Annotated in this window: 23 protein-coding genes; 5 read left to right on the top strand and 18 right to left on the bottom strand. The window is 48.2% G+C overall.

Annotation, left to right across the window (positions count from 1 at the left end):
- Positions 1 to 3 precede the first annotated feature (3 nt).
- The 10 genes from Q0198_RS05570 to Q0198_RS05525 all read right to left on the bottom strand — a co-directional run bounded on the left by Q0198_RS05570 (position 4) and on the right by Q0198_RS05525 (position 12520).
- On the bottom strand, positions 4 to 1128 hold the full coding sequence (locus tag Q0198_RS05570; protein WP_297895936.1) for a nitrous oxide reductase accessory protein NosL: 1125 nt from the start codon (positions 1126 to 1128) through the stop codon (positions 4 to 6).
- Positions 1129 to 1159: 31 nt separating this feature from the next.
- A complete protein-coding gene (locus Q0198_RS05565; protein WP_297895934.1) occupies positions 1160 to 1993 on the bottom strand; it encodes a tetratricopeptide repeat protein in 834 nt (277 codons plus the stop codon).
- 10 nt (positions 1994 to 2003) lie between these two features.
- Positions 2004 to 4694: a cytochrome c biogenesis protein CcsA gene (gene ccsA / locus Q0198_RS05560; protein ID WP_297895932.1), complete on the bottom strand. Its 2691-nt coding sequence runs from the start codon at positions 4692 to 4694 to the stop codon at positions 2004 to 2006.
- A 15-nt stretch (positions 4695 to 4709) separates the two neighbouring features.
- The gene (nrfD, locus tag Q0198_RS05555) at positions 4710 to 5681 is read right to left on the bottom strand and encodes an NrfD/PsrC family molybdoenzyme membrane anchor subunit (protein ID WP_297895930.1); all 972 of its coding nucleotides are present in this window, start codon (positions 5679 to 5681) and stop codon (positions 4710 to 4712) included.
- 1 nt (position 5682) lies between these two features.
- Positions 5683 to 6390 (bottom strand): 4Fe-4S dicluster domain-containing protein, encoded by a 708-nt coding sequence (locus Q0198_RS05550; protein ID WP_297895928.1) that lies wholly within the window; start codon positions 6388 to 6390, stop codon positions 5683 to 5685.
- A 28-nt stretch (positions 6391 to 6418) separates the two neighbouring features.
- Entirely contained in the window at positions 6419 to 7192 is a 774-nt protein-coding gene (locus tag Q0198_RS05545; protein WP_005870892.1) for an FKBP-type peptidyl-prolyl cis-trans isomerase N-terminal domain-containing protein, read from the bottom strand.
- A 51-nt stretch (positions 7193 to 7243) separates the two neighbouring features.
- Complete coding sequence (locus tag Q0198_RS05540) at positions 7244 to 9319, bottom strand: cytochrome C (RefSeq protein WP_297895926.1); 2076 nt, start codon at positions 9317 to 9319, stop codon at positions 7244 to 7246.
- A 104-nt stretch (positions 9320 to 9423) separates the two neighbouring features.
- Entirely contained in the window at positions 9424 to 10842 is a 1419-nt protein-coding gene (locus Q0198_RS05535; protein WP_297895962.1) for a DUF3365 domain-containing protein, read from the bottom strand.
- Positions 10832 to 11521, bottom strand: coding sequence for a response regulator transcription factor (locus tag Q0198_RS05530; protein ID WP_291940170.1), 690 nt, complete (start codon positions 11519 to 11521; stop codon positions 10832 to 10834). The genes Q0198_RS05535 and Q0198_RS05530 overlap by 11 nt, the downstream gene beginning before the upstream one ends.
- Before the next feature lie 393 nt (positions 11522 to 11914).
- A complete protein-coding gene (locus Q0198_RS05525; RefSeq protein WP_297895924.1) occupies positions 11915 to 12520 on the bottom strand; it encodes a DUF6803 family protein in 606 nt (201 codons plus the stop codon).
- Between the two features lie 310 nt (positions 12521 to 12830).
- On the opposite strand from Q0198_RS05525, the gene Q0198_RS05520 reads away from it, so the two are divergent.
- A complete protein-coding gene (locus Q0198_RS05520; RefSeq protein ID WP_297895923.1) occupies positions 12831 to 13049 on the top strand; it encodes a hypothetical protein in 219 nt (72 codons plus the stop codon).
- 1243 nt (positions 13050 to 14292) lie between these two features.
- On the opposite strand, the gene Q0198_RS05515 is transcribed toward Q0198_RS05520, so the two are convergent.
- The 3 genes from Q0198_RS05515 to Q0198_RS05505 all read right to left on the bottom strand — a co-directional run bounded on the left by Q0198_RS05515 (position 14293) and on the right by Q0198_RS05505 (position 16962).
- A complete protein-coding gene (locus Q0198_RS05515; RefSeq protein ID WP_297895922.1) occupies positions 14293 to 14709 on the bottom strand; it encodes a hypothetical protein in 417 nt (138 codons plus the stop codon).
- Positions 14710 to 14990: 281 nt separating this feature from the next.
- On the bottom strand, positions 14991 to 16394 hold the full coding sequence (locus tag Q0198_RS05510; RefSeq protein WP_297895921.1) for a multiheme c-type cytochrome: 1404 nt from the start codon (positions 16392 to 16394) through the stop codon (positions 14991 to 14993).
- A 10-nt stretch (positions 16395 to 16404) separates the two neighbouring features.
- Positions 16405 to 16962, bottom strand: coding sequence for a NapC/NirT family cytochrome c (locus Q0198_RS05505; RefSeq protein WP_297895919.1), 558 nt, complete (start codon positions 16960 to 16962; stop codon positions 16405 to 16407).
- Positions 16963 to 17161: 199 nt separating this feature from the next.
- On the opposite strand from Q0198_RS05505, the gene Q0198_RS05500 reads away from it, so the two are divergent.
- From Q0198_RS05500 to Q0198_RS05490, 3 genes are all read left to right on the top strand, one after another.
- On the top strand, positions 17162 to 18007 hold the full coding sequence (locus tag Q0198_RS05500; protein ID WP_297895917.1) for a fumarate hydratase: 846 nt from the start codon (positions 17162 to 17164) through the stop codon (positions 18005 to 18007).
- Between the two features lie 10 nt (positions 18008 to 18017).
- A complete protein-coding gene (locus Q0198_RS05495; RefSeq protein WP_297895915.1) occupies positions 18018 to 18578 on the top strand; it encodes a Fe-S-containing hydro-lyase in 561 nt (186 codons plus the stop codon).
- Between the two features lie 378 nt (positions 18579 to 18956).
- Positions 18957 to 19985: a DUF3137 domain-containing protein gene (locus Q0198_RS05490; protein WP_297895913.1), complete on the top strand. Its 1029-nt coding sequence runs from the start codon at positions 18957 to 18959 to the stop codon at positions 19983 to 19985.
- A gap of 469 nt (positions 19986 to 20454) precedes the next feature.
- Here the strand turns inward: Q0198_RS05490 and Q0198_RS05485 are convergent, their stop codons facing one another.
- Together Q0198_RS05485 and Q0198_RS05480 are read right to left on the bottom strand one after the other, a co-directional pair.
- Positions 20455 to 21906, bottom strand: a complete 1452-nt coding sequence (locus Q0198_RS05485) for a hypothetical protein (protein ID WP_297895911.1) — start codon at positions 21904 to 21906, stop codon at positions 20455 to 20457.
- A gap of 35 nt (positions 21907 to 21941) precedes the next feature.
- Positions 21942 to 22661, bottom strand: a complete 720-nt coding sequence (locus Q0198_RS05480) for a TerC family protein (protein ID WP_297895910.1) — start codon at positions 22659 to 22661, stop codon at positions 21942 to 21944.
- Positions 22662 to 23001: 340 nt separating this feature from the next.
- Here Q0198_RS05480 and Q0198_RS05475 point away from each other — a divergent pair, with 340 nt between their 5' ends.
- Entirely contained in the window at positions 23002 to 23136 is a 135-nt protein-coding gene (locus Q0198_RS05475) for a hypothetical protein (protein WP_297895908.1), read from the top strand.
- A 34-nt stretch (positions 23137 to 23170) separates the two neighbouring features.
- Here the strand turns inward: Q0198_RS05475 and Q0198_RS05470 are convergent, their stop codons facing one another.
- The 3 genes from Q0198_RS05470 to pyrE all read right to left on the bottom strand — a co-directional run bounded on the left by Q0198_RS05470 (position 23171) and on the right by pyrE (position 24871).
- Positions 23171 to 23734 carry a ribonuclease HII gene (locus tag Q0198_RS05470; protein ID WP_297895906.1) on the bottom strand — a complete coding sequence of 188 codons (564 nt, stop codon included), beginning with the start codon at positions 23732 to 23734 and terminating at the stop codon, positions 23171 to 23173.
- A complete protein-coding gene (locus Q0198_RS05465) occupies positions 23731 to 24156 on the bottom strand; it encodes an RDD family protein (protein WP_297895905.1) in 426 nt (141 codons plus the stop codon). Before Q0198_RS05465 ends, Q0198_RS05470 begins: the two co-directional genes overlap by 4 nt.
- A gap of 103 nt (positions 24157 to 24259) precedes the next feature.
- Positions 24260 to 24871 (bottom strand): orotate phosphoribosyltransferase, encoded by a 612-nt coding sequence (pyrE, locus tag Q0198_RS05460; RefSeq protein WP_297895903.1) that lies wholly within the window; start codon positions 24869 to 24871, stop codon positions 24260 to 24262.
- Positions 24872 to 24873: the final 2 nt, after the last annotated feature.

Raw genomic sequence — 24873 nt, 5'->3', positions numbered from 1 at the left:
GCCTCATAGCCCTTCTATTACGCTCTCTTGAATTTCATCAAATTTAAGTACACTCTTGCCGCCGTGATCTTTAGCGAAGGTCTTAGCCGCACTCTCGCTATCAAACGCAATGAGCTCGTCGCCCATCGGTCCTAAGACGTTGGAGCCGAGCACGAAAAAGGCGCTTTTAGCATCGATCTTATGAAGCTTGTAGTAGTCGGTTACGTAAATTTTATCAAAGCTCTTGCTCTTTTGGAAGTAGTATTTCATCATATCTTTCACGCCGTCAAAATACAAGTTCTCGCCGCCTTGAATCTCTATCATCGCCGCCCAGTTAGGGTTTTTGCCCACTAGCATGCCGCAGACCGGGCATTTAGCACCCTCAGGCACGACGATCTTCTCAGGCTTTTTCGCTTTTGCATCTTTACCGCTGCTGCCTAAATTTGCCGGCGCGTCCCATAAATATAGCGCTGCGGCTTGTAGGTGCTTGTCGTATTCAGGAGCCTTGCTAGCGCCCTTTGTATCGCAAGTCTTTTTGAGATGAGCTTTAAGCTCGGATATGGCTTTGAAGCTTTTAGCATCCGTTTTAGCGCAGTTTGTTTCGTAAAATTCCTTACCGTGCGCGTAAACGCCGCCCTCGCGCTTGGCTTTAATCATCTTATTATCGCCCTCAAAATCCTGCCCCGCAATCTCGTAGGCTTTGGCGAAGCTCATTATCTCGCCGCCGTTTTCGGCTTGGAATTCTTTCGCGTCGGCTTCGGTTGAAAAGGCGTATTTGCTATTGCGGCTCATCGTGCCTTTGACCTTGCTGCCCACGACGTAAAAGGCTTTATTTACGTCGATTAAATTTAGATTTTTCGTATCGACGACCTGCGCATCGCTTGGAATTTTGCCGCCCGTAATCTCGTACAAGCAGTGCAGAGAAGCTACTTGCTTGCCATTCCAAACGTGATTGGTTTTATAAAATTTTACCAGGCTCATTCCGCAAACGGCGCAGTATTCTTTGCCCTCGCCGCTTCCTACAAGCGTAGCTTTGCTAGGATCCACGCTTTGAAACATAGGATTTGCCGATTTATTAGCCCCATCCATCGAGGCGCCGCAAACGAGCGCAACAAGCGCCGCCGAAGCCAAAAACGAACGTAAAATCATACTATCTCCTTAAAAAATTGATGTTTTAAATTTACTTACTAATCGAGTTTAAAAATTCCAAATTCTCGCAGCCCATCTTGATGCCGCCCTCGCAGCTTTTTTTGAAAAACTCTTTTGCTTTAGCGTTATCGGACTTCACGCCTTTTCCTTCGGCATACATTATGGCTAGATTATTGCAGCCGTCGAAGTGACCGAGGTTACACGCCTTTTCATACTGCTGCTTTGCTTGCTTATAATCCTGGTCTACCCCCTGTCCGAAGGCGTATAGATAACCTAGATTGTTGCAGCCGATGCCGATGTCGCCGCCGCAAGCTTTTTCGTAAAAAATTTTAGCCTTTGCGAAGCTTTGCTGCACGCCCTCGCCCTTTAGATACAGATAGCCCAGGTTGTTGCAGCCCATCATATCGCCGTAGGTGCAGGCCTTCTCATAAAGGCTCGCCGCCTTGGCGACGTCCTTTGCGAGCCCAGCGCCGTTTGCGTATAAAAGCCCGAGCGAGGTGCAGCCTTCGTTATCTTTGCAGGCTTTTTCGTAATAAGCCGCGGCTTTGGTAAAATTTTGATCCGCGCCGTTGCCGCTTTCATAGATATAGCCTAGATTGTTGCACGCAAGCGCAAATTTAGCGCTACACGCCTTCTCGTAGAGGCTGATCGCTTTTTCGAAATTTTTCTCTACGTTGCCGGTACCCTCAAAATACAAAACGGCTAGATTATAGCAGCCCGAAGCTTTATTTTCCAAACCGCACGCTCGCTCGTAAATTTCTGCGAGTTTTTTATGATCGCCGCTTTGCTGAGCTTGAATGCCCTCGCTGATAAAGCCCGCGTTTGCCGCGGCAGCCAAGGCTAACGCTATTAGAAATTTTTTCAAATTTACTCCTTTATATCGTTTTTACGTCCCTGCCCCTGAAGGCAAGAACGATTATTAAAAAGATCGCCGCTATTATACAATAAAACGGCGCGGGTATATGCGGTGCGTCTCCCGCGGCGTAAGAGTGCATGCCGGTGAGGTAGAAATTTACGCCGAAATAGGTCATTATGATCGAGCTATACGCGAGCGTCGAGCTCACGCAATAAACATAGACCGAGCCGAGTTTCGGGATAAATTTCAGATGCAGTACGATCGCATAGACGATGATCGAGACATATGACCAGGTCTCTTTGCTATCCCAGCCCCAGTATCGCCCCCAGCTCTCATTCGCCCACACGCCGCCGAAGAAATTTCCGAGCGTCAGCATCGAAAGCCCCACGATGAGACTAATCTCGTTGATCGCCGTTATATATCTGATCTGCGCGTTAAGCCGCTCGCGATTGGCGCCGTTTTTAAGCGCCATCAAAACAAGAGCCAAAAGCCCAAGCAGGCAGCTAAGCCCCAAAAATCCGTAGCTAGCCGTGATAACCGAGACGTGGATGCTAAGCCAATAGGACTTTAGCACCGGCACGAGGTTAGTAATCTGCGGATTTACAAAGCTCATATGCGCTACTAGCATCACGATGCTGGCTAGCAAGCAGCTTGCGCTTAGCGTAAGTAGGGACTTCCTAAAAAATATGATCCCCGCAAGCGCCGCCGACCAGCCGATGTAGATCATCGATTCATAGCTATCGCTCCACGGCGCGTGAGCCGCGACGTACCCGCGCAGCGCAAGCGCAAGGGTATGTGCTATAAAACATATCGCAAAGGCCGCAAATAAAATTTTTTGCGCTAGCGCAAAGCGCTTACCGCAAAGTGCGCCCAAAAGCGCCAAAACAAGAGCTATACCACCCAGTATCATATAGCAATAAACGAGCTTTTTGAAAACCGAAGCTTTGTTGTAAAACACCTCGGCTTTGACGCGGCTAACGCTAGGAAGAATAGCCGCCGAGGTGGCTCTTTGGTAGTTTTTCAGCTCCGCTAACGCTGCATCCGCTTTAGCCCAATCATTATCCGAAATTCCATCTTGCAAGCCGTTTAGATAATCGTTTAGCACACCTTTGATCTGCGGCGCGATCCTATAATCCGCAAAGGCGTCATTCGGCGAGAGCCACGCGTTTTGCGGGTCGTTCGGCACGGGGATAAATTTAAAAAACACCCCTCTAAAGGTCAGATACGCGATATTTAGCCGTTCGTCGAATTTAATCAGCTCATTATCGAGCACGCCACGGCGCGAGGCGCTTTTTTCATTCGCCTCGTCCAGGGCGTGGGCGAGCTTGTAGTTGCCGTTTTCATCAAAGACCGAATTGAAGCTCGCATATCGCTCCTGTGGCGCTAAGCCCAGCATCTTTTTGATCTCGTCGTTTCTGATCTTGATGATCTTTTGATCGCGCCAGAACGCGGGATTTAGGCTCATTCCTAGGATCATCTGCTCGGCGCTTAAGCCATAAAGCGAATCCGTGCCCGAAATTTTATTTACGATCTCGCTTGCTTCGGTGCTAAGCGGTTTGATCCTGCCCATGTAATCTTGCACCAAAAGCTCCGCGAACGCGCCGTTTGCATGAACTCGCGAGTTAGCTTTAAGGTTTGCCAGATAGTTTTCATCCGCGGCGCGAAGCTCAATGCTGAAAAAAAGCGGCGCAATCAAAAGAAGCGCGGCGGGCGCATTATTTTTGATAAATTTAGCGAGCTTTTTAAACCTGCTGCCCGCGGTAAAAAGATTTCCGATAAATCCGACGCAAAGCAAGAAATAGCCAAAATAAGTGGGAATTTTACCCGGATCGCGGTTAAGCTCCAGCACGCTGCCCAGCTCGTCAGTGTCGTAGGAGGACTGAAAGAGCTTAAAGCCGTCAAAGCTTAGCGGGTGGTTCATATAAATTTCATACTCCCCCGCGCTCTTGCCCTCTTTTAAAATTTCAACGTCGCTGGCGTAGGATGACGGGCTTTGCGAGCCCGGGTAGCGCTCAAGCTTAAATTTCAAAAGCTTTACCGCAAACGGAAGCTCTATGAGCTTCGAGCCCCAGCTTAGCATTATCTCCTCGCCGTCAAAGTTTAAAATTTTAGGTTCCCCGAGCCAGCCCGCGCCGCCGCGCAGCTGCGCTTCTTGCTCGCTTCCGCCCTCAAAGCCCGCTTTTACCGCAAGCGTGCTCTGCTCGCCTTTGGGCGCGGGTTTGTAAGAGCCAAATTTGACGGTGAAGCTTTTAGAATTTATACTTTGCGTGAAGCTAAAATCGTTATCGCCGATCTGGCTTAAATTTAGCGGATACTCGAACAGCGCGTCTTGCGTGCGGATTTGCAAGTATGGCTTGACGCTCACCATCTCATTTTCGCTCTCGCCCGCTCTAACGTGCAGCACACCCTCGGTACCGAAATAGCGCGTCAGCGCCGCACCGATAAAGATAACGATAAATGCCGCGTGAAGGACGAAGGAGCCGAAGCGGCGCCACATTTTGGTTTTAATTATAATGCCGAGCAGGCTAAGCGTCGCAGCGCCCATGACGCACTCATACCAGCGCGCCTCATAGACTAAAATTTTAGCCGTTTGCGTGTCATAGATGCTCTCTAAAAAGGTTGCGACGCCGGCGCCTGCGGCTAGGATAAAAAGGAGGCAGAGCGCGAACTTGTAAGAGATGAAAAATTTTAATATTTTTAGCGCGCTCATTAACCCTCCGCAGTTTTACATTATTATATCGTAAGTTTGTCCCGCGTATAGTATAAACATTCTAAGAAGTAATACTCCGACCACGCTGGCAAGCGCGCTAACGTAGAACGCAAATGCGGTGTGAGCGATCTTTTTGCCCAGTGCGAAATTTAAAACTAGAGGTACGCAAAAACCTACGCCCACGACACCTAGCCAAAAAAGACGCGCGTAAATTCCCTCGCTAAAGGCGACGCTCGCGGCTTTTTGTACGCCGCTGCCCGTTATTAGCGAGACGAAAATCATGCCGATTAGTAAAATTTCCATCGCTAAAACCGGCCACTCGACGGCATGTAAGGTTTTTAGATCGCCTCCGTGCAACTCCGCTTTAAAGAAAAGTGCGGCTATGAGGCTTGAGCCCGCGATGCCCGCAGATAGGCCAGACGCCACGAAAAGCGCAGGTAAAACGGCGGTATTAAGGATAGGAAATCTAACTAAAACCGAGATCAAAAAGCCCGTATAGGCGCAGATCGCGACCGCAAAAACAAGCGTAAGCGCAAGAAGCAGCGGGCGAAGCGCGTTTAAAATTTTCATTACGAGCGTGAAAAGCCCTTTTAAAAAAGTAAGTCTGCGCGATAAAAATCCGCTAAGATCAGCTTCAAACGCATAAAGACAAGCTACGAAGCTAAGCGGGATATAGACGCAAAGCGCCGCAACGCCCACGGACATAACCGAGGTGAAGTTGTAATTGATCAAAATTTTCCAAAAAAGTAGCGGCCGCTCTAAATCGGCTACCAGGCAGACCATACCGAGTAAGATCGTGATAAAAGAAAGCAGCGACGCGGCCTTAAATAGCGGCGTGCTTTCGGTCTGTTTTTTGTAAAGCTTAACGAGGATCGCGACTATCAAAGCACCGCCGCTCATGCCCGCTAGCAAAAGATAAACCGCTATCGGCCAGCCCCACTCCACGCCGTGCGAGAAGGTCGCAGTGAAATTTATAGCTCCGTTCATATCACACCCCTAGTTTTACCGCAGGAATATAGCGCAGGCTCGGCTTCGTGCCGCACTCAGGATGCATACGCAGGCTGTCTTTTACGCGAAGTAGCTGGCTGATGTGCGATTCTTCGTCGTTTAGATCGCCAAATACGATCGCCTCGTATCTGCACGCCTCAATGCAGGCGGGCTCGTGACCGTCTTTTAAATTCGTATCCAAGCAGAAGTTGCAGCTCTCCGCGGCTCTTGTTTCGTGATTTATGAAGCGCACATCGTAAGGACAGGCGACGATGCAGTATTTACAGGCGATGCAGTCGTCGGTGTTCATCGTCGTGATGCCGGTTTTTTCGTCCTTGTGACAGGCTTTGGTCGGGCAGACGTTCACGCACGGCGCGTCCTCGCACTGCTGACAAGATACTCTAACATAGCGTTTTTCTTTCAAATTTAGCGGATCGGTTTTGTCCTCTATAAAAAGCCTCATTTGGCCTTTCGGAACCAAATTTACCTTTTTACAGGCGATCTCGCAGTCGGTACAGCCGACGCATTTGTTCTGATCGAAGATCATACCGTAGTGCGGCTTTTTCGGCTCTTGCTTTTTAGCACTTGCGTTTACATCTTGCGCACTTTTATCTGTGCCGTTTTGTGCGAGCAAGCTTGAGGCGATTGCGCCGAGCCCCAAAGAGCCGAGTGCGGCGGATTTTATAAAATTTCTTCTTTGCTTTTGCATATTCTCCTCCGACTAAATTTAAGCAAAACTACTTTGTTTTATTCGCGTCGTGAAAGCTTTTAGCCTCGCTCTCGCTAAGCTTTTTCGCCGCATCGGCAAGCTCACCGGGCTTTAAAACCTTTAGTAATTCGGCTTCAAAAATTACTACAGAACCCGCAGGAATTCTATCTACGTCCACGTTGCCGTAGGCTAAATTACTAGGGATTGTAAATTTATATTTCGAGCCTGTATTCATCAAAAGCAACCCCTCGCGCAATCCGTCGATTAAGCCTATCATAGAAAGATGCGCCGGAATTTTAGATGCGAAAGTATCGTCAAATACACTACCATTCGTCAAATACGCCTTGTAGTTCATCACTACTACGCTCTCAGGCTTTGGCTTTTCGCCCATACCTAGCTTTAAAATTTCATATTGAAGACCGGATTTTGTGGTTTTAACGTCCGGATTTTTGGCATTTTTCGCCATAAATTCCTTGCCTGCTTTTAAATTTTTATCAAGCTCCGCTTTGGAATTTGTTTCTACGATCTTATTTAGTTTATCGGCTCTTTGATTCAAAAGCGCAATAATTTCCTCATCTTTTAGCTTCTGCTGCTTTTTAAGAGCGTCCAAAAACCCCTCTATCACCGCATCTAAGTCGTATTTGACGCCTAATGCGGCTTGTGAATGCAGCTGGTTTGAAACATAGCTTCCGGTAGAAGCTCCGATGCTATAAGATTCTTTTTGTTCTTGCGTAGTTAAATTCGCGCCCAACGCGCAGCTTGCCAAAACGATAGGCAAGAAAATTTTTAGTCTTTTTTGCATACATTTGCCTTTTAAATTTCGGGGCCGCGAACTTACGCGACCCCGAAAGAATTATAAATTATTATTTAGAATTCTTTGAGCCTCTTTGATATACTCTTTAGCGGCTTCTAGCCTTTGCTTAGTATATTTAAAGCCATGCATTCCCCATGAGCCGTCTTTTTCGATAAGATCGACGGTGTCTTGAGCTTTTTCGATCAGCTCGTAAACGCGAGTTTTATCGCTGGAGTCAAGCTTTTTGGTCTCAAGGATCGAGTAAATTCCCTGAATACCGATCTTAACTTGCGAGAAATCGCTCTTAATTGGAGTTTGCCAGCCCATAACCTCATCGTAAACCTGCTTTTGATTCTTGAAATGAAGCGTCTCTTTTAGCTCGGAAACGACAGGGCTGTGGCAGCCTTTAGTATCTTGCATATCTTTATCCGCCCACGAGGTTCGTGCGCACGACCACATAAGATCGACGAAATTTCGTCCATCTTTATTTCTTTGGAAGTGCCAATCTTTCGCATCTCTTGGACCTTTAGCGGCATCGCCTGCGACTAGAGATTTTCTAGTAGGATCGATGTCGATCTTCCAGATGTGAGATCTTCTTTGAGTATCAAATCCCGCGTTGTCTTGGAACTGAATAGCGTAGAAGTTCTCGCAACTCATCATAAACGGCATGTGGCAAGATGCGCAGGTGTTGTCTTTATGCGTATCGGCTCTTGCAGCGATATAGGCTTGCTCTTGGTGGCAATCTTTGCACTCTTTTGTGATCTTAGGCTTTGTATAAAACGCACTCAAATAGCCCTGCTCGGAGTTATAATTTACGCCCTTGACGGTTTTATCGCCAACTACCGGTCCGGTGTTATCGTGCGGATCGTGGCAGGTTACGCAGCGCATACCCTTCTCGTAGTGAGCGGTAAAGTATGATTGTGAGCCTTCAGAGCCACATCCTGGACCCATAGATTTAAATTTAGAGCTAAGAGATAGATCGGGATTTCCGTTGTTTAGCGGATTAGCACGAGCTAAATCAGGGCTATAGTTAAATCTTTGGTGGCAGCGTTCGCAGTTTGAGGTTCTAAAATTTGTAGCGCCGTCAAGGTGACCGCCCGCTCCATGGCACTCTTCGCAGGTGATACCCTTGGAGATAGTGTGCTTTTGAAGCTCTTTTGCGTTACCCAAAGCAGCATAGAATTCTTTCTTAGTTTTAAAATCGAATTTGAATGGGTGGCAGACTTCGCAATACGAGCTGTTTGCTTGGAAAAACATCGATTTTTTGTATTTTGCAGCATACGACGCAAGACCTCTTACGTAACCGCCGTTATCGCCATAATCGGCTAGAGTTTCCGGGAATTCCGGAACGATCTTTTTAATCTTTTTGACCGTCTCATCGTCTAAATTTAACGCCCAAGTCCTTTGGAATTGGTTACCGCCGGCTACGATCTGACCGGTGCCGTCTCGTAGCAAGCCGCCCTCTACGTGATAGGTTCCGCGTAGAAGCCATGCATCTACGTAGCCAAATTTTGTCCTTAGGTGTCCCACGGTCGCATAAATTACGTCAGGGGTAATACCTTTTGGAAGGATCGACGCCGTATCCGGGCTAAATACCGGATCGGTTAGGTTGTTATTAACCTCCGGGTGCTCGCCAGGAAAGCGGATAGTAGTGGCGTGGCGCGATCTGCTCCATGTCTCATACTGCGCAGGGTGGCACTCGCCGCATTTTTCAGGACCTATGAATTTATTCGGAAATTGCAGCGAAGAGCCCGCAGGGATTCTATACATCATAGAGCTATAGCCCTTGCCGTCGTCTCTTTTACTAGCCTTTGAAAAGTCAAATCCATGCCCTTCCGCAAGCCACTCCAAACCTCGGTCGTGTACATCCATCTTACCGACCGTCTTACCGCCGTATTTGGTAAAAATCGGGTGATTTTTAAATAGCCAGTCATACATCTCTCGCTCTTCTACGACGTAGTCCTGCAAGGATATGACGCCTCTGCTTTGCAACGTGCCCTTAGGATTTGCGATGACGTCGCGCGATTTTTGCGACATTTCCATCTCATGCCCCATGCCTTCATCAGCACAGGCTCCTGCGGCAAAAATGCTAATACAGGCTAGCGCGCCTAGTAGCATCTTATTCCATTTTTTCATGGCTCCTCCTTTGAAAATCGAAATTTTAAATTAGCAAAGTTCTACGCTCAAAATAATATCAACAAAAAAGGGTGAAAAAGGGAGAAATTTAATGAAGTCTAAATTTAACGAAAAGATATCGTAAATATCGCGCCGTCGTCGGAATTCGCAGCGCTTATGCTTCCTCCATTTTTTTCGATTATCATCTTGCTCATATATAGCCCAAGCCCACTACCCTGCTGTTTTGTCGTAAAGTGCGGCTCAAAAATTTTATCTAGCTGCGCTTCATCGATGCGGCTTGCGTTATTTTCGATCGTAATCACTCGCTCGCCCTGCTTTAAAAACGAGCGAATTTTAATCTCGCGCCGTTTAAGCGGCACGTCCAAAAACGCCTCTTTTGCGTTGTTTATGATATTTATTAGCACCTGGATGAGCTCGTTTACGTTGCCGTAAAGCGTAAAATTCTCCTCTACCCGCACGCTTATGTCGATGACATGCTTTTTAAGCGAGGCGTTTAAAATTTTACGCGCCTGCTCGATCGCCTCGCTGGCGCTAAATTCTTTCTTTGGCATGTTCGGATTGAAGAAATTTTTAAAATCTTCGATCGTATCGCTCATAAATTTCACCTGCTCGCCCGCGTCTTTTATGCCGCCTTCGAGCCTCTCTTTTGAGAGCTTGCCTCGCTCGTTGTAAAGCTCTAAATTTATAAGCGTAGAGCTGATCTGCGATAGCGGCTGGCGCCACTGGTGCGAGATATTGCCGATCATCTCGCCCATGAGCGCGAGGCGGCTTTGATTTATCAGTAAAAGCTGCGTTTGCATCTTTAAAGTCGCGTTTTTTTTGTGAATTTTATAGATACAAAATATACAGATCAAAAACACTGCAAGCAAGCTTAGGCCGCTAACGACAAACTCTTTGGTGTGATAGAGCAGAATGCTTTTTATCGGAATTTTAAAGCTTATCATCGCGATCGTATCGCCCAGGCCGCCTTTAAAATTTCCCACATCTCCGTAGAGCTCTTGCATCTTTTTAGGCGCTGCGTTGATGCTGTGGCACTCGGTGCACGAAGGCTGAGAGTTTGTTATCGGCAGGCTCAAAAGATACGAGGCGCCCTCTTTATCATAGACGATTCTGGAATATTCTTTATATTTGCTTTCTTTAAAGCCCTCTAAAATTTCATTCTCAAACTCGCTTCCAGCGTGCTCGGGATTGAGCGGATCGGTAGCGACGAGCTTGTAGTCGTAGTTAATGTGATTTTTGGCGAGCTGAATTTTATAAATTTCGCGCGTTATGTAGGTCGAGGACATCAGCCTCGGATCGAAAAAGTCCTCGCTTAGAAGCTTTTTTTCTTTAAGCTCGTTTATTAGCGGGCGCTGCACGGTCGAGACGTAGTCGCGCACCGCATTCATCGTATCTAGGATATAAAACGCCTCGCGCCTCGTGTCCTTTAGCGCAAGCTCGCGGTAGAAGTTAAAAACCAAAGCCGTAATTATAATATATAGCAGCACGAAAAGCGCTACGATAAATTTAAATTTATACTTCAAAGAGATACCCCACCGCATATAAATTTTTGATCACGTCCTTGCCGATCTTGCGGCGCAGCTCTTTGACGATCGCCTTAATCGCTTCCTTGCTAGGCTGCTCGAACTCCCACATATAGTCGAATAACTGCTCGTAGGTTACGGTTTGATTTTTGCGCGCTAAGAAGTACTCCAAAAGCTTGCTCTCGCTTTTGGAAAGATGACAGGCGCTGTCTTTGACGTAGATGATCTTTTTGGCAAAATCATACTTCAACTCACTGCTTATGCTAAATATCGGCGCGTGATTTATCAGCTCCGCAGCGACGTCTTGCAGCGCCTTTATAAAGGCGTTTTTATCGTACGGCTTAGGCAGATACCTAGTGATCTTAAGCTCCACCGCCCGCCACAGATACTCCTGCTCGGTGTGGCTCGAAAGTATCACGATCGGCACCGAGATACCAGCAGCACGGATCTTTTTAACGACCTCTAGCCCGTCCATATGCGGCACGCCGATATCAAAAACCAGTGCGTCGTACGAACCGCTCATCGCCTCATCAAGCGCCTCCAACCCGTCCTTAACCCCCACTACTTCGCCGAAAAACAGCTGCAGTGATTCGGTTATATTTTTTAAAATCCCGGGCTCATCCTCTAGACAAAGAACCCTTTTATTGGACAAAACGTCCAATAATTCGTAATCTTGCATACTCTATCCGCCTCCAAGTTTAGCGCATTTCATTCTTAATCATCTCTTAAAATATAACTAGACTTAGATTATATAAATTTAGCATTAAACTAACGTTAAAAAATATACCAAAGCGGTTTGCACGCAAATTTAAACTGAAAACTACCTATACGTGAGCTTTACGTCTTGTATAAGTCGAATAAAAATATCACAAGAACATAAAAAGGTGGGGCGATAAGCTTGATATTAAATTTTACCGCCTCGCAGGCGACAGATGAAAGACGGTAAAATTTTATTTGAGAGGGGCTTGCATATGCATTTCGCAGACAAAGGCAATCAAATCATAAAGATCTATCAGCTCCGCAGCTCGGCGGAATAGAATTTAAAATTTAGCCCAAGCCGGGCATGCTAAAGTTAATGTGAATGCTCCATCTTTGAGTGATCCATGCCGCCATGATCCATGTTCTCCATCGAGCCATGATTCATATGCGAATGATCCATCCCCTCCATCGAACCCATATCGTGGCTCATCCCACTCATCGAGCCATGATCCATCATAGAATGTTCCATGCCGCTCATACCTGGATCGGTCATTCCAAAAATCATCGCGATGTGTCCTAGCACCAAAAATACAATCAGCGCCAAGAAATGAAATTTAAGCCTAGCTCTAAATTCCGCTCCTTTTGCGATAACTCCGAGCTCCAAAAGTAGCAGCACCAGCGCAGGCAGCGCCGCCGCTACGTATGCCGCCAAAGCTAAGGCGTCCGCAGCGCCACGTAAATGAATGACGGGCAAAATTTTAACCGCTACGTAAATGATTAATATCGTAAAATAAGCGCCGAGAATGATGCTAAGGCATTTATTGATTTTTAGCGCCAAAGAGCCCTCCTTCGCGCGGTACAAGCTAAAAAATTCGCTCGCTACTATCGCTTCTGCTAAGCCCATCGGCACCGCCATAAATAAAATCAAATTCCACGGCTGATTTGCCATCAAAAGTTCCATGTAATTCGTCATTGCCATGTTTTCTCCTTATTTTGGTTTAAAGGGCGTAATTCTAGCAGCTTTCGGTAAAAAATTTTAAAACAATAGATAAGATTAAGTGCGCCTTTAATCTTATCTTTCCGTAAAACGATTTGGGCTGCGTCTTAAAACTCGCTCACAAATATTAAATTTATCTCGCCTCGCACGCCGCCTCTTCGTATCTAACGTGAAATTTAGAAAATTTATATTTGCAGATGCAGCTGCATTAAATTTAGCCAAAACGCTTTAAATTCCGTAAAATTTCAGCTTTGCAAAGATAGAATTACAAAATTTTTTAAAAGGATTCAGAATGAAAAACTCCCTCTTATTCGCCTGCGCAGCGCTGTTTGTATGCGCTTGCTCCAATCCTGAGCATCCAGAGCCCGGCGTTTCGCATTGCAGCGAGCCCAAAATGGACGAGGCGTCGCATCAGATGATCCAAATTTGCGGCGAAAGCGAGGATCCGCAGATAGAAAATATGCAGTGCAACGAAAACGGACTTTGCTTCGGCACCGCAAAAATCAGGTAGCCGAAGCGTCTCGCGGGCGCAGAGCTAAATTTAACTATTTTAAAGCCGAGGTCGAGCGCCCGCAGGCGATCTAGGCCACGCTTTAAAATTTAGCCAGCGATTTAAATTTAGCCCCGCTTCACGCGCTGATGCATTTTATCTATCTTATTTTTACTGCGTCCGCCGATTGATCGAGCTGCTCTTGGCGCGATGAAATTTTAAAATTTCATCGCCAAACATGGTGTGGAATTAGGATTTAAAAGTAAGTGCGGGTCAAATTCATAAGTTTAAAATTTTAAAGTGACATGCAATTTAAAATTTCAGGTCTCTCACATGCTAGCGGTGCGAAATTTTACGCAAGCTCAAAATCCGCGCTAGAAGATTTCGTGCCGCTGCAAAATTTCTAGATCACAACTCCGCTCGGTAGAATTTTTTGGCGGTGCAGATGGAGGCGCAAAATCTGCGCCATCTAATCCTGCACGGATCACACCATGCAAATTTCTATGTCGTGCGTCAAGGCTCATAGCCTAATCTCGCTACAAGATCGCTTGCGAAATGGCGCAGTATCCTTAGTCGCATAGCGCAGCGCAACCTTGCTCACTGCGTGGTCGAGATCCATAGCTGTAGTGCAAAATGGCGCAAAATTCTTTGCCGTGCGGTAGGAGTTCTCAGAGCAAAAAAGGCGCGGTATCCTCTACCGACGGTGTAAGTTTATAATCTAACTCACGCCTCAGAATTCCGCCTCAAACTCATTGCTTAAAATTTCGTCTCAAAAAAATCGCGTATGAGAAATTCCGCTTTATCTTTACGGCTTAAAATTTCGTACGGATCGCACTGAGCGAAATCCAGTCACTGCGCGACGCAAGCTTAAAATTTCAGCGTCATGCTCGCCGCATATTAAATTCTGCTTCATTATTACGACTTAAATTCTATCACAAGCCCGCAGATTTAAAATTTTACTTCAAACGACGCCGTGAAATTTCTACCCTCCTAGATACATATCTCGCGGTGCCTGTGCCACTCGCACTTAGCGGCGACGGCTATATCTTTGCCGATAGCAATCCTCGCACAGGGCGCCTGTCACAGCCCATAGAAAATAAAGTGCGCCTCTTTCGTAATCGTAGCCTCTAAAAAATTTTAAGCGACCGCAAAATTTTAAAATTTAAAAGCAACCTTCGATTAAGCCGATTTTTATAAATTTGGATTTGCTTTGTAGCAGCGCAATCTGGTGAGCAAGGCGCAACTATAAGTTACGCAGCTAGCTTTACGTCAGCTGCTTAAACATTTCGATCTGCTCCTTCGTAAGCTCGATCAAATCATCGTTTGCGTATTTAAGCGATGTCTCCAGGCTTGCGATGAGCTCCTTACGGACGAAGCTCACGCTAAAAAGCGTCGCCCAAAATCGCGCTCCGCTGCCCGTGCTCGGATCTTCTAAGACCGCTCTAAGCGCAGCTACCGCAGCAGCATCGTCCGCCGCGCCCAATACCTCGTCCACGAGCGGATATTCACTTGCGCCGTCGCCCTCATTTAGCGAGCGCAAAAGCGGCTCAAGCGCCTCGTCGCAGGGATTATCACGCAAAAACTCCCGTACCGCGCGAAACTCTGCCGCGAGCTGATCCGAAAGCTGCGCAGGCATCGGCTGATGAAGTCTCAAAAAGTCTAATGCCGTTTGCTTGTCCATAAAATTCCTTTTAAATGATATGCGCGATTGTAGCTAATTTTGAATTGCAAAGAGATAAATTTACTCTAATTTATCAGCTACTTCCGTCATAAATTCTCAATAATCTTAAATAATTAGATAGTGATTTTGTAAGTGGCTTTTAGGGGCGATTTTCGATGGGCTTTGCGCGGATTACAAAATAAAATTCCAAAATTTTATCCAAACAAAAAAGCCCCTGCGAAGTGCAGGGGCTTACAAGCTTGATCTGTTTAGTCCGGCAAAATTTAGCAGACTAAGAAGGATTATTCCTCGATCTTGCCGGTTTTGATGCGGCGCTCGTAGATTTCGCGCATCTCTCTGATGTCATTTTTGACCTCGAATACGCCGTGCCAATGCGAATAATCAGGTCCGCCCATTAGCGCGCCTTGGCGCATTCTGCGACCCTCGTGATGCCACGAAGTGTAATAAATACGCTGGAACGCATCCGCCCAAGGATCGTCTTTTAGAAGTTTCTTTTCCTTAAGCTCTTTTAGCATCTTAGTCGCTTCGTCGTTGTAAACGTTATATAGAAGTACCTGCTTATCGCCCACCTCAAAGAAATTATTCGTATGGGTGCTTGCATGGCACTCTTTGCATACTTGCTTCATCTCGGCACGTGCCGCCTCAGGACCGTTTAGGTTACCTGCCAAAGGATTGCCGACGTTTAGTTTGCCGGTATTTAAGAACTCGCTTACCGCAGTCTCATTACCGCCGGTGCGTAGATTGCTCTTAGGCTGCCACAAATTCCACTTCAAGCGTTGAGATACGTTGTGAGTGGAGTTTAGATCACCCACACCGCCGCTCATATGGCAGGTCGCGCATGTAGGGGCGCGGTAATCAGGTACTTCTAAAGTACCAGGAGCGCTATCGAATTTCCACTCATTGCCTTCAGCGTTAAATACGTGTCCGTGCATCGAGTTATTGTAAATTTCGATATCCGGATGATCAGGTCCTAAGTGGCAAGATGCGCAAGCAGCAGGCTTACGAGCTTCAGCAATCGAAAATTTATGACCAGAATGGCATGATTTGCATCCGCCTACGCTACCGTCCGGATAAACCGTACCGATGCCGTAAACGGGCCAGGTCTCTTTGGTAGGCTTGTTATGCTCATCCATTTTAACGACGCTACCGTGGCATTGAGAGCAGCCGGTAATATCAGGTGCATGTTTAAGATCAGGGATATCACGTCCTTCGTAGTGATACATTAGATCAACTATTCCTTTGTTGGCTTGCATTTGCATAGCGCCTCTTGCGTGACCGCTGTTTTCAAACTCTTTAACCTCGTTGCTGTGGCATTTAGCACAGGTTTTTGGGCTAACTAGCACGGAGACGTGGTTGTCGGTGTCTTTCGGATGCGGCTCTTTAGCTGCCATAGGGCTATCTGCTGGCTGCGAGTGGCAGTCGGTACAGCTAACGCCTACGTGAGCGTGGCGGCTCATCTTCCAATCCGCAACGACGCCCGGAGTTTTTTCGGCATGGCACTCGACGCAGCGTCTAGCTAGCGGCGTAAGCTGCCTATTTACCTTTAAATTTCCCGTCAAATTAATATTTACGGCGTTGCTTAAATTTGCATCCATGGCCGCTTTCGCGCCGTGCTCGGCGCTCGGCGCTTGGGCAAATGCAAATGTTGCGATACAGGCTATTAAAATAGCGACTTTTTTTAGCATTGCTTCTCCTTTACTTGGTTTTGTTATTTTCTAGGTTGTATTTATCCCAATATTTGGTAATCTCTATACCCATATTTTTGTGACCGACGTTTTCGTGGCACTGCACGCAGGTTTTGCCGGTAGTGCCCGCGAAATAATCCCTATGCGCGAGCCAGGCTTTATTTACTTGATTATTCTGCTCTTTTAAATTTCGATGGCAGCTCAGGCAGCCGCTTTCATAAACGAAATGATTTCGCTCCTTGCGTTTTTCTTGCCAATCGATCTTATCTGCGTCAGTAAAGACCGTCTTGTAGACATCATTTGCGGAGGTTAGAGCTTTGGTCCAAAGATACATAAAGGTATTTTCATGAGAGACATGACAGGCGACGCAATCAGCTTTGAAGCCTTGCGGGTTATTGCCGCCGTGAACGTCATTATGAAAGGCGTTTGCCATCGGCTGCATCGTATGACAGGATACGCAGAATTTATCGGTGCCCGTAAGGTGAACCATCTCCGCAATCCCAAGAGAAAGTATCATTCCTATAAGCACACAAGCGCCCACGAGCAGCACAAGAGTTTTCTTTTTCATAGGTTTCCTTGATTTTAAAATTTCTTCGCAAAATTTTTAGTATTTGATAATTCGGAAAGCGGTATTTTATTATAAAAAGATTAAAACCCGCTTATTTTCTAGCCTTTTGTTAAAATTTATTAAATGAAGATAAAATTTTAAACTAAGTTTTTAGTTTAACGGAATATAATCCATTAAAATTTCAATACAAGGAGAGATCATGAAAACGATCCAAGCGGCTGAAATTACCAAAGTAGTCAGCGAGCTTTGCAAAAAAGCCTGTTATCACGTCACGCCAGATATGCGCGCGGCATTTGAGAAAGCGCGCGAGAACGAGACTTCGCCTATCGGCAAGGATATCTTGGGCAAGCTCTTACAAAATGCCGATTTGGCGGCTAAAGAGGTCGCGCCGATCTGCCAAGATACCGGTATGACGGTGGTTTTTGTCGAACTCGGTCAGGACGTGCATATCGAGGGCGGATATCTGGAGGACGCTATCAACGCAGGCGTCGCGGACGGCTACGTAGGCGGCTATCTGCGTAAATCCGTGGTCGCAGAGCCGCTTTTTGAACGTAAAAACACCACAAACAATACCCCTGCGGTCATCAATACCCGCATCATCCCCGGCGACAAGCTTAAGATCAAAGTGGCCCCAAAAGGCTTTGGCAGCGAAAACAAATCCGTACTAAAAATGCTCGTTCCCGCAGACGGCATCGAGGGGGTAAAAAAGGTATTTTTAGAGGCGGTCAAATACGCTGGTCCTAACGCTTGCCCTCCAATGGTCGTAGGTGTTGGTATCGGCGGCACGATGGATAAAGCGGCGCTTTTAGCCAAGCAAGCCGCGGTTCGCTCGATCGACAGCAGAAATCCCGACGAGCGCTACGCCAAGCTAGAGGATGAGCTGCTGGAGATGGCGCGCGCTACGGGCGTCGGTCCGCAGGGTTTGGGCGGCATAAACACCGCCGTCAAGGTAAATGTAGAGTGGTATCCGACCCACATCGCTGGACTTCCGGTCGCCGTTAATATCAACTGCCACGCGGCTCGCCATGCCGACGCCGAACTATAAGGAGGAAATCATGTCAGAAGTTAAAAGAATTACCGCACCTTTCGATAAAAGCGTAGTAAAAAGCCTAAAGGCGGGCGATAACGTACTAATCAGCGGCACCATCATCGCAGCTCGCGATGCCGCGCATAAGGCTCTAACCGAAACCCTCGCTCGCGGCGAGAAGCTACCCGTAAGCTTGGCTGGCGAGACGATATACTATTTGGGGCCGACCCCCGCCAAACCCGGTCAGGCAATCGGTGCTGCAGGGCCTACGACTAGCGGACGCATGGATAAATACACTCCTACGATGATAAACGAAGTAGGCATCAACGGCATGATCGGCAAGGGCTACCGCTCTGAGGCCGTCGTTGAGGCGATGAAAAAATCGGGCTGCGTCTATATGGTCGCTATCGGCGGCGCGGGTGCGCTGATTAGCCAAAGCATCAAAAAATATGAAGTGCTAGCCTATCCAGAGCTAGGACCTGAGGCGGTCGCGCGACTTACGGTCGAGGATTTCCCTGCTATCGTAGCGATCGACAGCGAGGGCAATAACTTCTACGAAGTAGGTCAGGCGCCTTATAGAAAAATCTAAATTTTGCTAGCGGCGTCCGCGCAGTGCTTTTGCGGCGCGGGCGTTCGTAAATTTATCGGCGTCCGCTCGGGCGCCCTAAATTTCGCAGCATAAACTACGGCGTTTATTTTGCGAAATTTTACGCTGTCGCGCAGTGAAATTTTATAGCGAATTTAAAGCGCGCCCGTAAAATTTTATCTCTCTTATGGCACGGAATTTTTAAAATTTCGTGCCGCTTAAACTTCTACCAAGATTCCGCCTTCGCTACATTTAGACGATCCGCTGCTAAAATTTAACCGTAAATTTACGCAAGTCTAAATTTTAAAATTTCGTCGCCGTTCGTAAGCGAATTTAAAGCTCGCTAGCGCCATAATCGGATTTAAATTTTAGGAGGGGCGATTGAGCGCGAGCGAGCTGGAGCAGATCAGGCTGGGGCTTTTGTATAAGGCGAAAAGAAATACGATCTTCGCGGCGGCGTGCATGCTCGGCTACGGCGCGTTTTTGTTACACAAGCTACGCGACGGAGGAGGCATGGCGGATTTGTTGCCGCTTATCGGATTATTCGCGGTTGTTCTTATAGTAGCCGTTTTGTGCGATGAAAGCTCCATAAAAGCTAAGATAATCTACGCTGCCTGCCTTTTTGCTATGAGCCTATTTCTAAACGATTTACAAAATCGCCCCACGATTTCCAAATATATCTTACTCGCGATTATAATTTTAATCTTGGCTGCTTATAGCTTATTCGTATTATTTAGAGTCTTCAAACGAGATTATTCGATAAAATTTCGGCGCGCTTTTAAAGAGCACTATCTAATGCCTTATTTTAAGGCGTTCGGCTACCGATATGAAATTTCAGGCGATATCGATCCTGCTAAACTCAAGCTCTCCGGGCTCTTTTTTCGACTAGATAAATTCAAAGGCGGCAACGACAGGGTCTCGGGCGTTTATGACGGCGTGAAGTTCGCATTTTGCGACGTGAGCTTATTTAATAGATTTTCGGAAAGCGAAATCCTCGGCACCTTTTTCTACGCGGAATTTAACAAACGCATAAGTGCCAAAACCCTGATTTTTCCCGCTCGCGCCGGCGCGCCGAACACCGGCGGGCTAAAGAGGATCGATATGGACGATGCGGAGTTTAACGCCGCCTTCGCCGTGTATTCCGCGGACGCGACGGGCGCGATGTATATTCTAACGCCCGCCTTTATGCGGAGGCTCTTGCGCTTCGCAGGCGCCGTAGCCGCGCCCGTTAGCCTTAGCTTCGCAGATAGCAAAATTTATATTTTCGTAAATACGGGGCGCGATAATTTCGAGCCGGACATCGACGAAAGTGTGCTACGCCGCGACCCCGCCGCGCAGCTCAAGCGCGAGCTTTCGCACTTTTTAGCGATCGTAAAAAACCTAAAACTAAACGAAAGAATTTGGAGCTAGCGGACAGGCGGCTCGCCGTGGCTTTGCGTGTCACAGCCTCGCGCACTATAACTTCACACGCCGCGCCGCGGCTCCACATGCTACAGCTCTGTGCGCCTTAAAATTTGAAATTTTAAAATTTCGCTTTTTGATTTCGTACTTTGAAATTTTAAGGCGCGTAAAATCCCGCGCATTTTGAAATTTAAAATTTTAATCCACGCTACGGAATTCCGCGCCGCAAAATTTAAAATTCTTAAATTAAAATTCCGCGCCTTGAAATTCTACGCTTTAAAATTTAGAATTTTAAAATTTCGCAGTCGAAATCTTACGCGCCTGAAATTTGAAATTTTGCCGCGCCTTTAAATTTGCGGCTCCAAAGCCTCAAAATTTAAAAGCCGAATCCGCTCGCTGCGGAATTCCGCAAAATTTCGAAACTTGAAATTTCTTGAAGTTGCAAAATTCCGTGAGGATGCCGTTTGAAATTCGCCTTTCAAAGCATAAGGCTAAGCAGCAGCAAAAATCCGATGAAGCTTAGGGCGTTGCCGAAGGAGCCGCCGATGTGATCGCCGAGCCACGTCAGCACGAGCGCGCCGCCCAAACGCAGACCTATTTGTAGCGCCACGCCCGCGATAAAATCTATCACGCGCCGAAGCCCGCTGCGCGTATCGCCGAGCTCGCTGCCGCGGCTTTTATTCCACAGCCCGCTTACGCGGTAGTCCTTGTAGCGGGCGCGGAGAATATCGCCGTTTTGCAGCTCAAAGCTATGCGAAGCGTCCTTTGCCTTGGCGGGTGCCGCGGCTTCGGCGGAGCGGGCGGAATTTATAGAATTTGCTGCGTTGGCAGAATTTACAGAGCTTGTGGAATTTGCCGATTTCGCAAAATTCTTAATGCTCGCAGAATTTGCAGAATTTTCTGCACCTAAATTTTTAAATTTCGTGCAATTCTCGCCGTCCGCAAGCTCCGCTAAATTTTGATCTGTGAGTATCCCGTCGGAGACGATCTGCAGCTTGCTATCGCCCGATAAATACACTCCGTCCACCACAAAGCCGAAATAATAAACGTCATCGCCTTTTAGCACGCGCACGCCGCTGGCGTAGCCTTCCGCTTCGCCGCTTCGCTTGGGCTCTTTGGAGTGCGGAAGCGCTACGAATATGCGTCCGAACTTTGCGGCGCGCCAGTCTCTTCGCATAAATCTAAAGCTGCAATACGCAAAAGGCGCGAGGATGAGCAGGGCTAGCAGCCCCGCAGGAGCCCTTGCATCAAAGATAAAGATTATGCAGTAGATGCTCATCGCAGCTAGCGCTACGCCGAAGGCTGCGAATATCACGGCGAGGATCGCGCTGCCCGCGTCCTTCCAGCGCTGCGCGCCCAGGCTTAAATTGACGAAATCTAGCGGAGATACGGCGAGGTTTGCCTGGGCGCCGTGCTCCTCGCGGGTAGAATTTAAAGATATGGAGCCGCTTAAGTCTTTACGGATAAAACCTAAAGCGGCGGAGCTTATGCCGCTACGATCTTTGTCCGATAAATCAGATACAATGGAATTTTGGCGCGCACTTGCCGCCGTATCGCTATATGCGTCGCGGTTTGAATTTGCGGCAGCGGAAGCGCGGTCGCTTGGAATTTCACAGTTAGGGCGCGGTACGGAATTTTCGCCATTTAAATCGGCGCCGCTTAAAATCTCGCGATCGGAATTTAAGCTCCTCGAAGCTTCGCGGCTGGAATTTGAGCTTGAAGCCTCATATATCACCGCCAGCTCATCGCCCTCGCGTATCGGCAGATAAAGTCCGTCGCGCTTTAAGTCCAAATTTCCCGCAAAGTGCAAACCCTCAAGCGTAAAGCTAAATTTCGCCGTGCCTGCAGTCGCGGGCTCAAGCTTGAAATTTCGAGCCGTGCCGCGAGCAAGCTTGATCTGCCGCGGCGAAAGAAATTTAGAAAACCCCATGCGCGCCTTTCAGATCTCGCAAAATTCCGCTCCTCCTATTTCGCGGCGGATTTTTTGCGGATATGAATATTGATGAGCTCCACCAGCAGCGAAAACGCCATCGAGAAGTAGATGTAGCCCTTAGGTATGTGAAAGCCCAGCCCGTCGGCGATCAGCGAGACGCCTACCAAAATCAAAAATGCAAGCGCTAAAATTTTGATCGTCGGGTTTGTGTCCACAAAGCGCGCGATCGCGCCGCTAGCGAGCATCATTACGCCCACGGCGATGATCACTGCGAGGATCATCACAGGTAGGTGCTGCGCCATACCCACGGCGGTGATGACGCTGTCGAGCGAAAATATGATGTCCAAAACGGCGATCTGCAGGAGCGTGCCGCCGAAGCTCGCCTTGCCGCCGCTAGCGCTATGTTCGTGCGCCTCGCCGGTGGCGCTGGAGTGGATCTCGAGCGTGGATTTGACGAGCAGAAACAATCCGCCGCCGATCAGCACGAGATCGCGTCCGCTAAAATCGCGCGCAAGCACGCTAAATAGCGGCTTGGTAAGCCCCATGATCCAGCTAAGGCTAAGAAGCAGCAGTATGCGCGTGAACATCGCAAGCGCAAGCCCCATTATACGGGCACGCCCGCGCTGCGCCTCGGGCAGGCGGCCGCACAAAATCGCGATAAAGATGATATTGTCGATGCCAAGCACGATCTCAAGTCCCGTGAGCGTCGCCAGGCTGATCCATGCCTCGGGTGAGGCGATCCATTCAAACATCGGTTTCCTTTGGGTGAAATTTAAGCCGTGATGATAGCGAAAGTTTGGTTAAAATTTCTAAATTTTACCGCCTTTGCGCGCGAAACTGCGCGTGGAATTCCGCGCTTGATTTCGCACTAAATTTAAAGTCTCGAATTTTAAAATTTTGAGTTTTGATACAGCGCAAATATGGGCTAAATTTAGCATAGATCGGAATTTTAATTTATTTAGTGCGGCGTGGCACGCGTTTGCTTTATCAAAATTCGTTTTGAAATCCGCGTGCAGCTAAAGCCGCACAGGCGGCATACCTCGATCGAGGTTGGTGGATAAAGGAGCGGCAAATTTCAAAATTTAAAGATAGGTGCCACGACAAGTAAATTTTGATGACGAGCGCTGCAATGCGGGCAGGCTAAATTTTGGCGCCAAATACACACAGAGCGTGCAAGGTTGGAATTCGGCGCCGAGTGTATGCAAAGGGTACGAGGTTGAAATTTAAGCGGGCGCGTCCTAAACAGCGCGAAACAAATTCGTTAATCAAACAGCGAGGGTTGCAGCGATTTGATCTTGTAGCTTGCGCGGTGAAACGGCGTGAGCCCGTACCGCTCGATCGCCGCGATGTGCGCGCGCGAGCCGTAGCCTTTGTTTTGCGCGAAGTCGTATTGCGGGTAGCACTGCGCGAGCTCGTGCATGACGCGGTCGCGCGTGACCTTGGCGAGGATGCTCGCCGCGCTTACTTCGGCGATTTGCGCGTCGGCTTTTACGAGCGTCTGAAGTCCGCGTACGCCGAAGGTTGCGTTGCCGTCGTAGATGATCTGTCCGCTAAAACCCATAAAATACGCGAGAATCTGCTCAAGCGCCAATTTTAGACATGCGCTGAGTCCGATCTCATCGACCTGTGCGCTTGAAATTTCGACGATTTTGTAGCGCGAGTTTTTGACGATCAGGGCGTAGAGCTCCTCGCGGCGCTTTTCGCTTAGCTTTTTGCTATCGGTAAGTCCCGCGATCTCGCGCGCTAGCACGCAGCCCGCGACGCAAAGCGGACCCGCAAAACAGCCGCGCCCCGCCTCGTCGATGCCGCAAATCTGCCCGCTCACTGCGCGTCCTTTCGCACGACGGGCGCAGTCCCGCTTAGCAGGTCGTGTAAGTTCAGCCTGTCTTTGCGAAAGAAGCAGATCAAAAGCCCGATGACGCTAAAGCCTGCAAATACAAAGCACGCAAAGCGAGCTAGCGCCCTAAAAAAGCTTACTTTGCGCCCGCTGCGAACGTCGATGAGGTAAAGCCCCGCGAGCTTGTAGCCAGGCGTCTGGGCGCTGCGGGCGTAAAATGCCGCGCAAATCGCGCCGTATGTGAGCCATATAAACGCGATCGCAGCCTGGTTGCGCCACAGAGCCTCTTTCGAGCCTAAGACGAGATAGGTAACGCCGTAGAATAGGGGCATCGCGATGATGAAAAGATCGACGATGAAGGCCTTTACGCGCAGAAAAATCGGTGAAATTTTAGCTTTTTGTTTTGACATTTCGATCCGTTTTGGATTAAATTTTAAAATTCCGGCGCGCTAAATTTAGAGCCTAGAGGATAAAATTTAATCTCGTTGCGGTTTCTTAGCAGCAAATCGACGCCTAGTTTCCGCGACTGCCGGGCTTGATCGCCTTGCTTCCGGTAGCGCAAAGCGGGCAGGTTGCGGGCTCGTAAATTTCAAACTCGAAATTGCCTAGCGCAAAAAACGGCTTATCCGCGGGCAGCTTGGCGCCAGCCCTAGCGACGCTGCCCGCTAAATTTGCGACCTTGCAAAATCCGCGATTGGCAAGCGCGGCAAAGCCCACGACCTCGCCGCTGAGGTTTTCGATGAGCCTCGCGCTCTCAAGAGCCGAGCCGCCCGTCGTGATGATGTCTTCGCAGACGATAAATCTCTCGCCCTTATGCACTTCAAAGCCGCGGCGCAGGCTCATTACGCGATCTACGCGCTCGGTAAATATGAAACGCTTTTTCGCCGCGCGAGCTAGCTCGTAGCCCGCTAAAATTCCGCCCAGCGCGGGCGAGCAGACGCTGTCAAACTCTACGCCTGCTTTTTCGATGATTGCGGCAAGCTCGTCTGCGAGCTGCCCCGCGAGCTGCGGATCCTCAAGTACTTTGGCGCTTTGCAGATAAAATTCCGAGTGGTTGCCGCTTGAAAGCAGAAAATGCCCTCGCAGATATGCGCCGCAGTCGCGATAGATTTTTTCTATATTCACAG

The sequence above is a fragment of the uncultured Campylobacter sp. genome (genome assembly GCF_938045205.1).
Lineage (GTDB): Bacteria > Campylobacterota > Campylobacteria > Campylobacterales > Campylobacteraceae > Campylobacter_B.
Note: the sequence above shows the minus strand (reverse complement) of the source record. Positions and strands in the feature narration are given on the sequence as shown.

What these genes read in the sequence shown, in the direction of transcription:
- ccsA (WP_297895932.1), bottom strand. Translation starts at nt 4,694, where the DNA reads ATGAGCGCGCTAAAAATATTAAAATTTTTCATCTCTTACAAGTTCGCG.
- Q0198_RS05495 (WP_297895915.1), top strand. Translation starts at nt 18,018, where the DNA reads ATGTCAGAAGTTAAAAGAATTACCGCACCTTTCGATAAAAGCGTAGTA.
- Q0198_RS05500 (WP_297895917.1), top strand. Translation starts at nt 17,162, where the DNA reads ATGAAAACGATCCAAGCGGCTGAAATTACCAAAGTAGTCAGCGAGCTT.
- Q0198_RS05510 (WP_297895921.1), bottom strand. Translation starts at nt 16,394, where the DNA reads ATGCTAAAAAAAGTCGCTATTTTAATAGCCTGTATCGCAACATTTGCA.
- Q0198_RS05505 (WP_297895919.1), bottom strand. Translation starts at nt 16,962, where the DNA reads ATGAAAAAGAAAACTCTTGTGCTGCTCGTGGGCGCTTGTGTGCTTATA.
- Q0198_RS05515 (WP_297895922.1), bottom strand. Translation starts at nt 14,709, where the DNA reads ATGGACAAGCAAACGGCATTAGACTTTTTGAGACTTCATCAGCCGATG.
- Q0198_RS05570 (WP_297895936.1), bottom strand. Translation starts at nt 1,128, where the DNA reads ATGATTTTACGTTCGTTTTTGGCTTCGGCGGCGCTTGTTGCGCTCGTT.
- Q0198_RS05520 (WP_297895923.1), top strand. Translation starts at nt 12,831, where the DNA reads ATGAAAAACTCCCTCTTATTCGCCTGCGCAGCGCTGTTTGTATGCGCT.
- Q0198_RS05480 (WP_297895910.1), bottom strand. Translation starts at nt 22,661, where the DNA reads ATGTTTGAATGGATCGCCTCACCCGAGGCATGGATCAGCCTGGCGACG.
- Q0198_RS05540 (WP_297895926.1), bottom strand. Translation starts at nt 9,319, where the DNA reads ATGAAAAAATGGAATAAGATGCTACTAGGCGCGCTAGCCTGTATTAGC.
- nrfD (WP_297895930.1), bottom strand. Translation starts at nt 5,681, where the DNA reads ATGAACGGAGCTATAAATTTCACTGCGACCTTCTCGCACGGCGTGGAG.
- Q0198_RS05545 (WP_005870892.1), bottom strand. Translation starts at nt 7,192, where the DNA reads ATGCAAAAAAGACTAAAAATTTTCTTGCCTATCGTTTTGGCAAGCTGC.
- Q0198_RS05530 (WP_291940170.1), bottom strand. Translation starts at nt 11,521, where the DNA reads ATGCAAGATTACGAATTATTGGACGTTTTGTCCAATAAAAGGGTTCTT.
- Q0198_RS05485 (WP_297895911.1), bottom strand. Translation starts at nt 21,906, where the DNA reads ATGGGGTTTTCTAAATTTCTTTCGCCGCGGCAGATCAAGCTTGCTCGC.
- Q0198_RS05525 (WP_297895924.1), bottom strand. Translation starts at nt 12,520, where the DNA reads ATGGCAATGACGAATTACATGGAACTTTTGATGGCAAATCAGCCGTGG.
- Q0198_RS05550 (WP_297895928.1), bottom strand. Translation starts at nt 6,390, where the DNA reads ATGCAAAAGCAAAGAAGAAATTTTATAAAATCCGCCGCACTCGGCTCT.
- Q0198_RS05465 (WP_297895905.1), bottom strand. Translation starts at nt 24,156, where the DNA reads ATGTCAAAACAAAAAGCTAAAATTTCACCGATTTTTCTGCGCGTAAAG.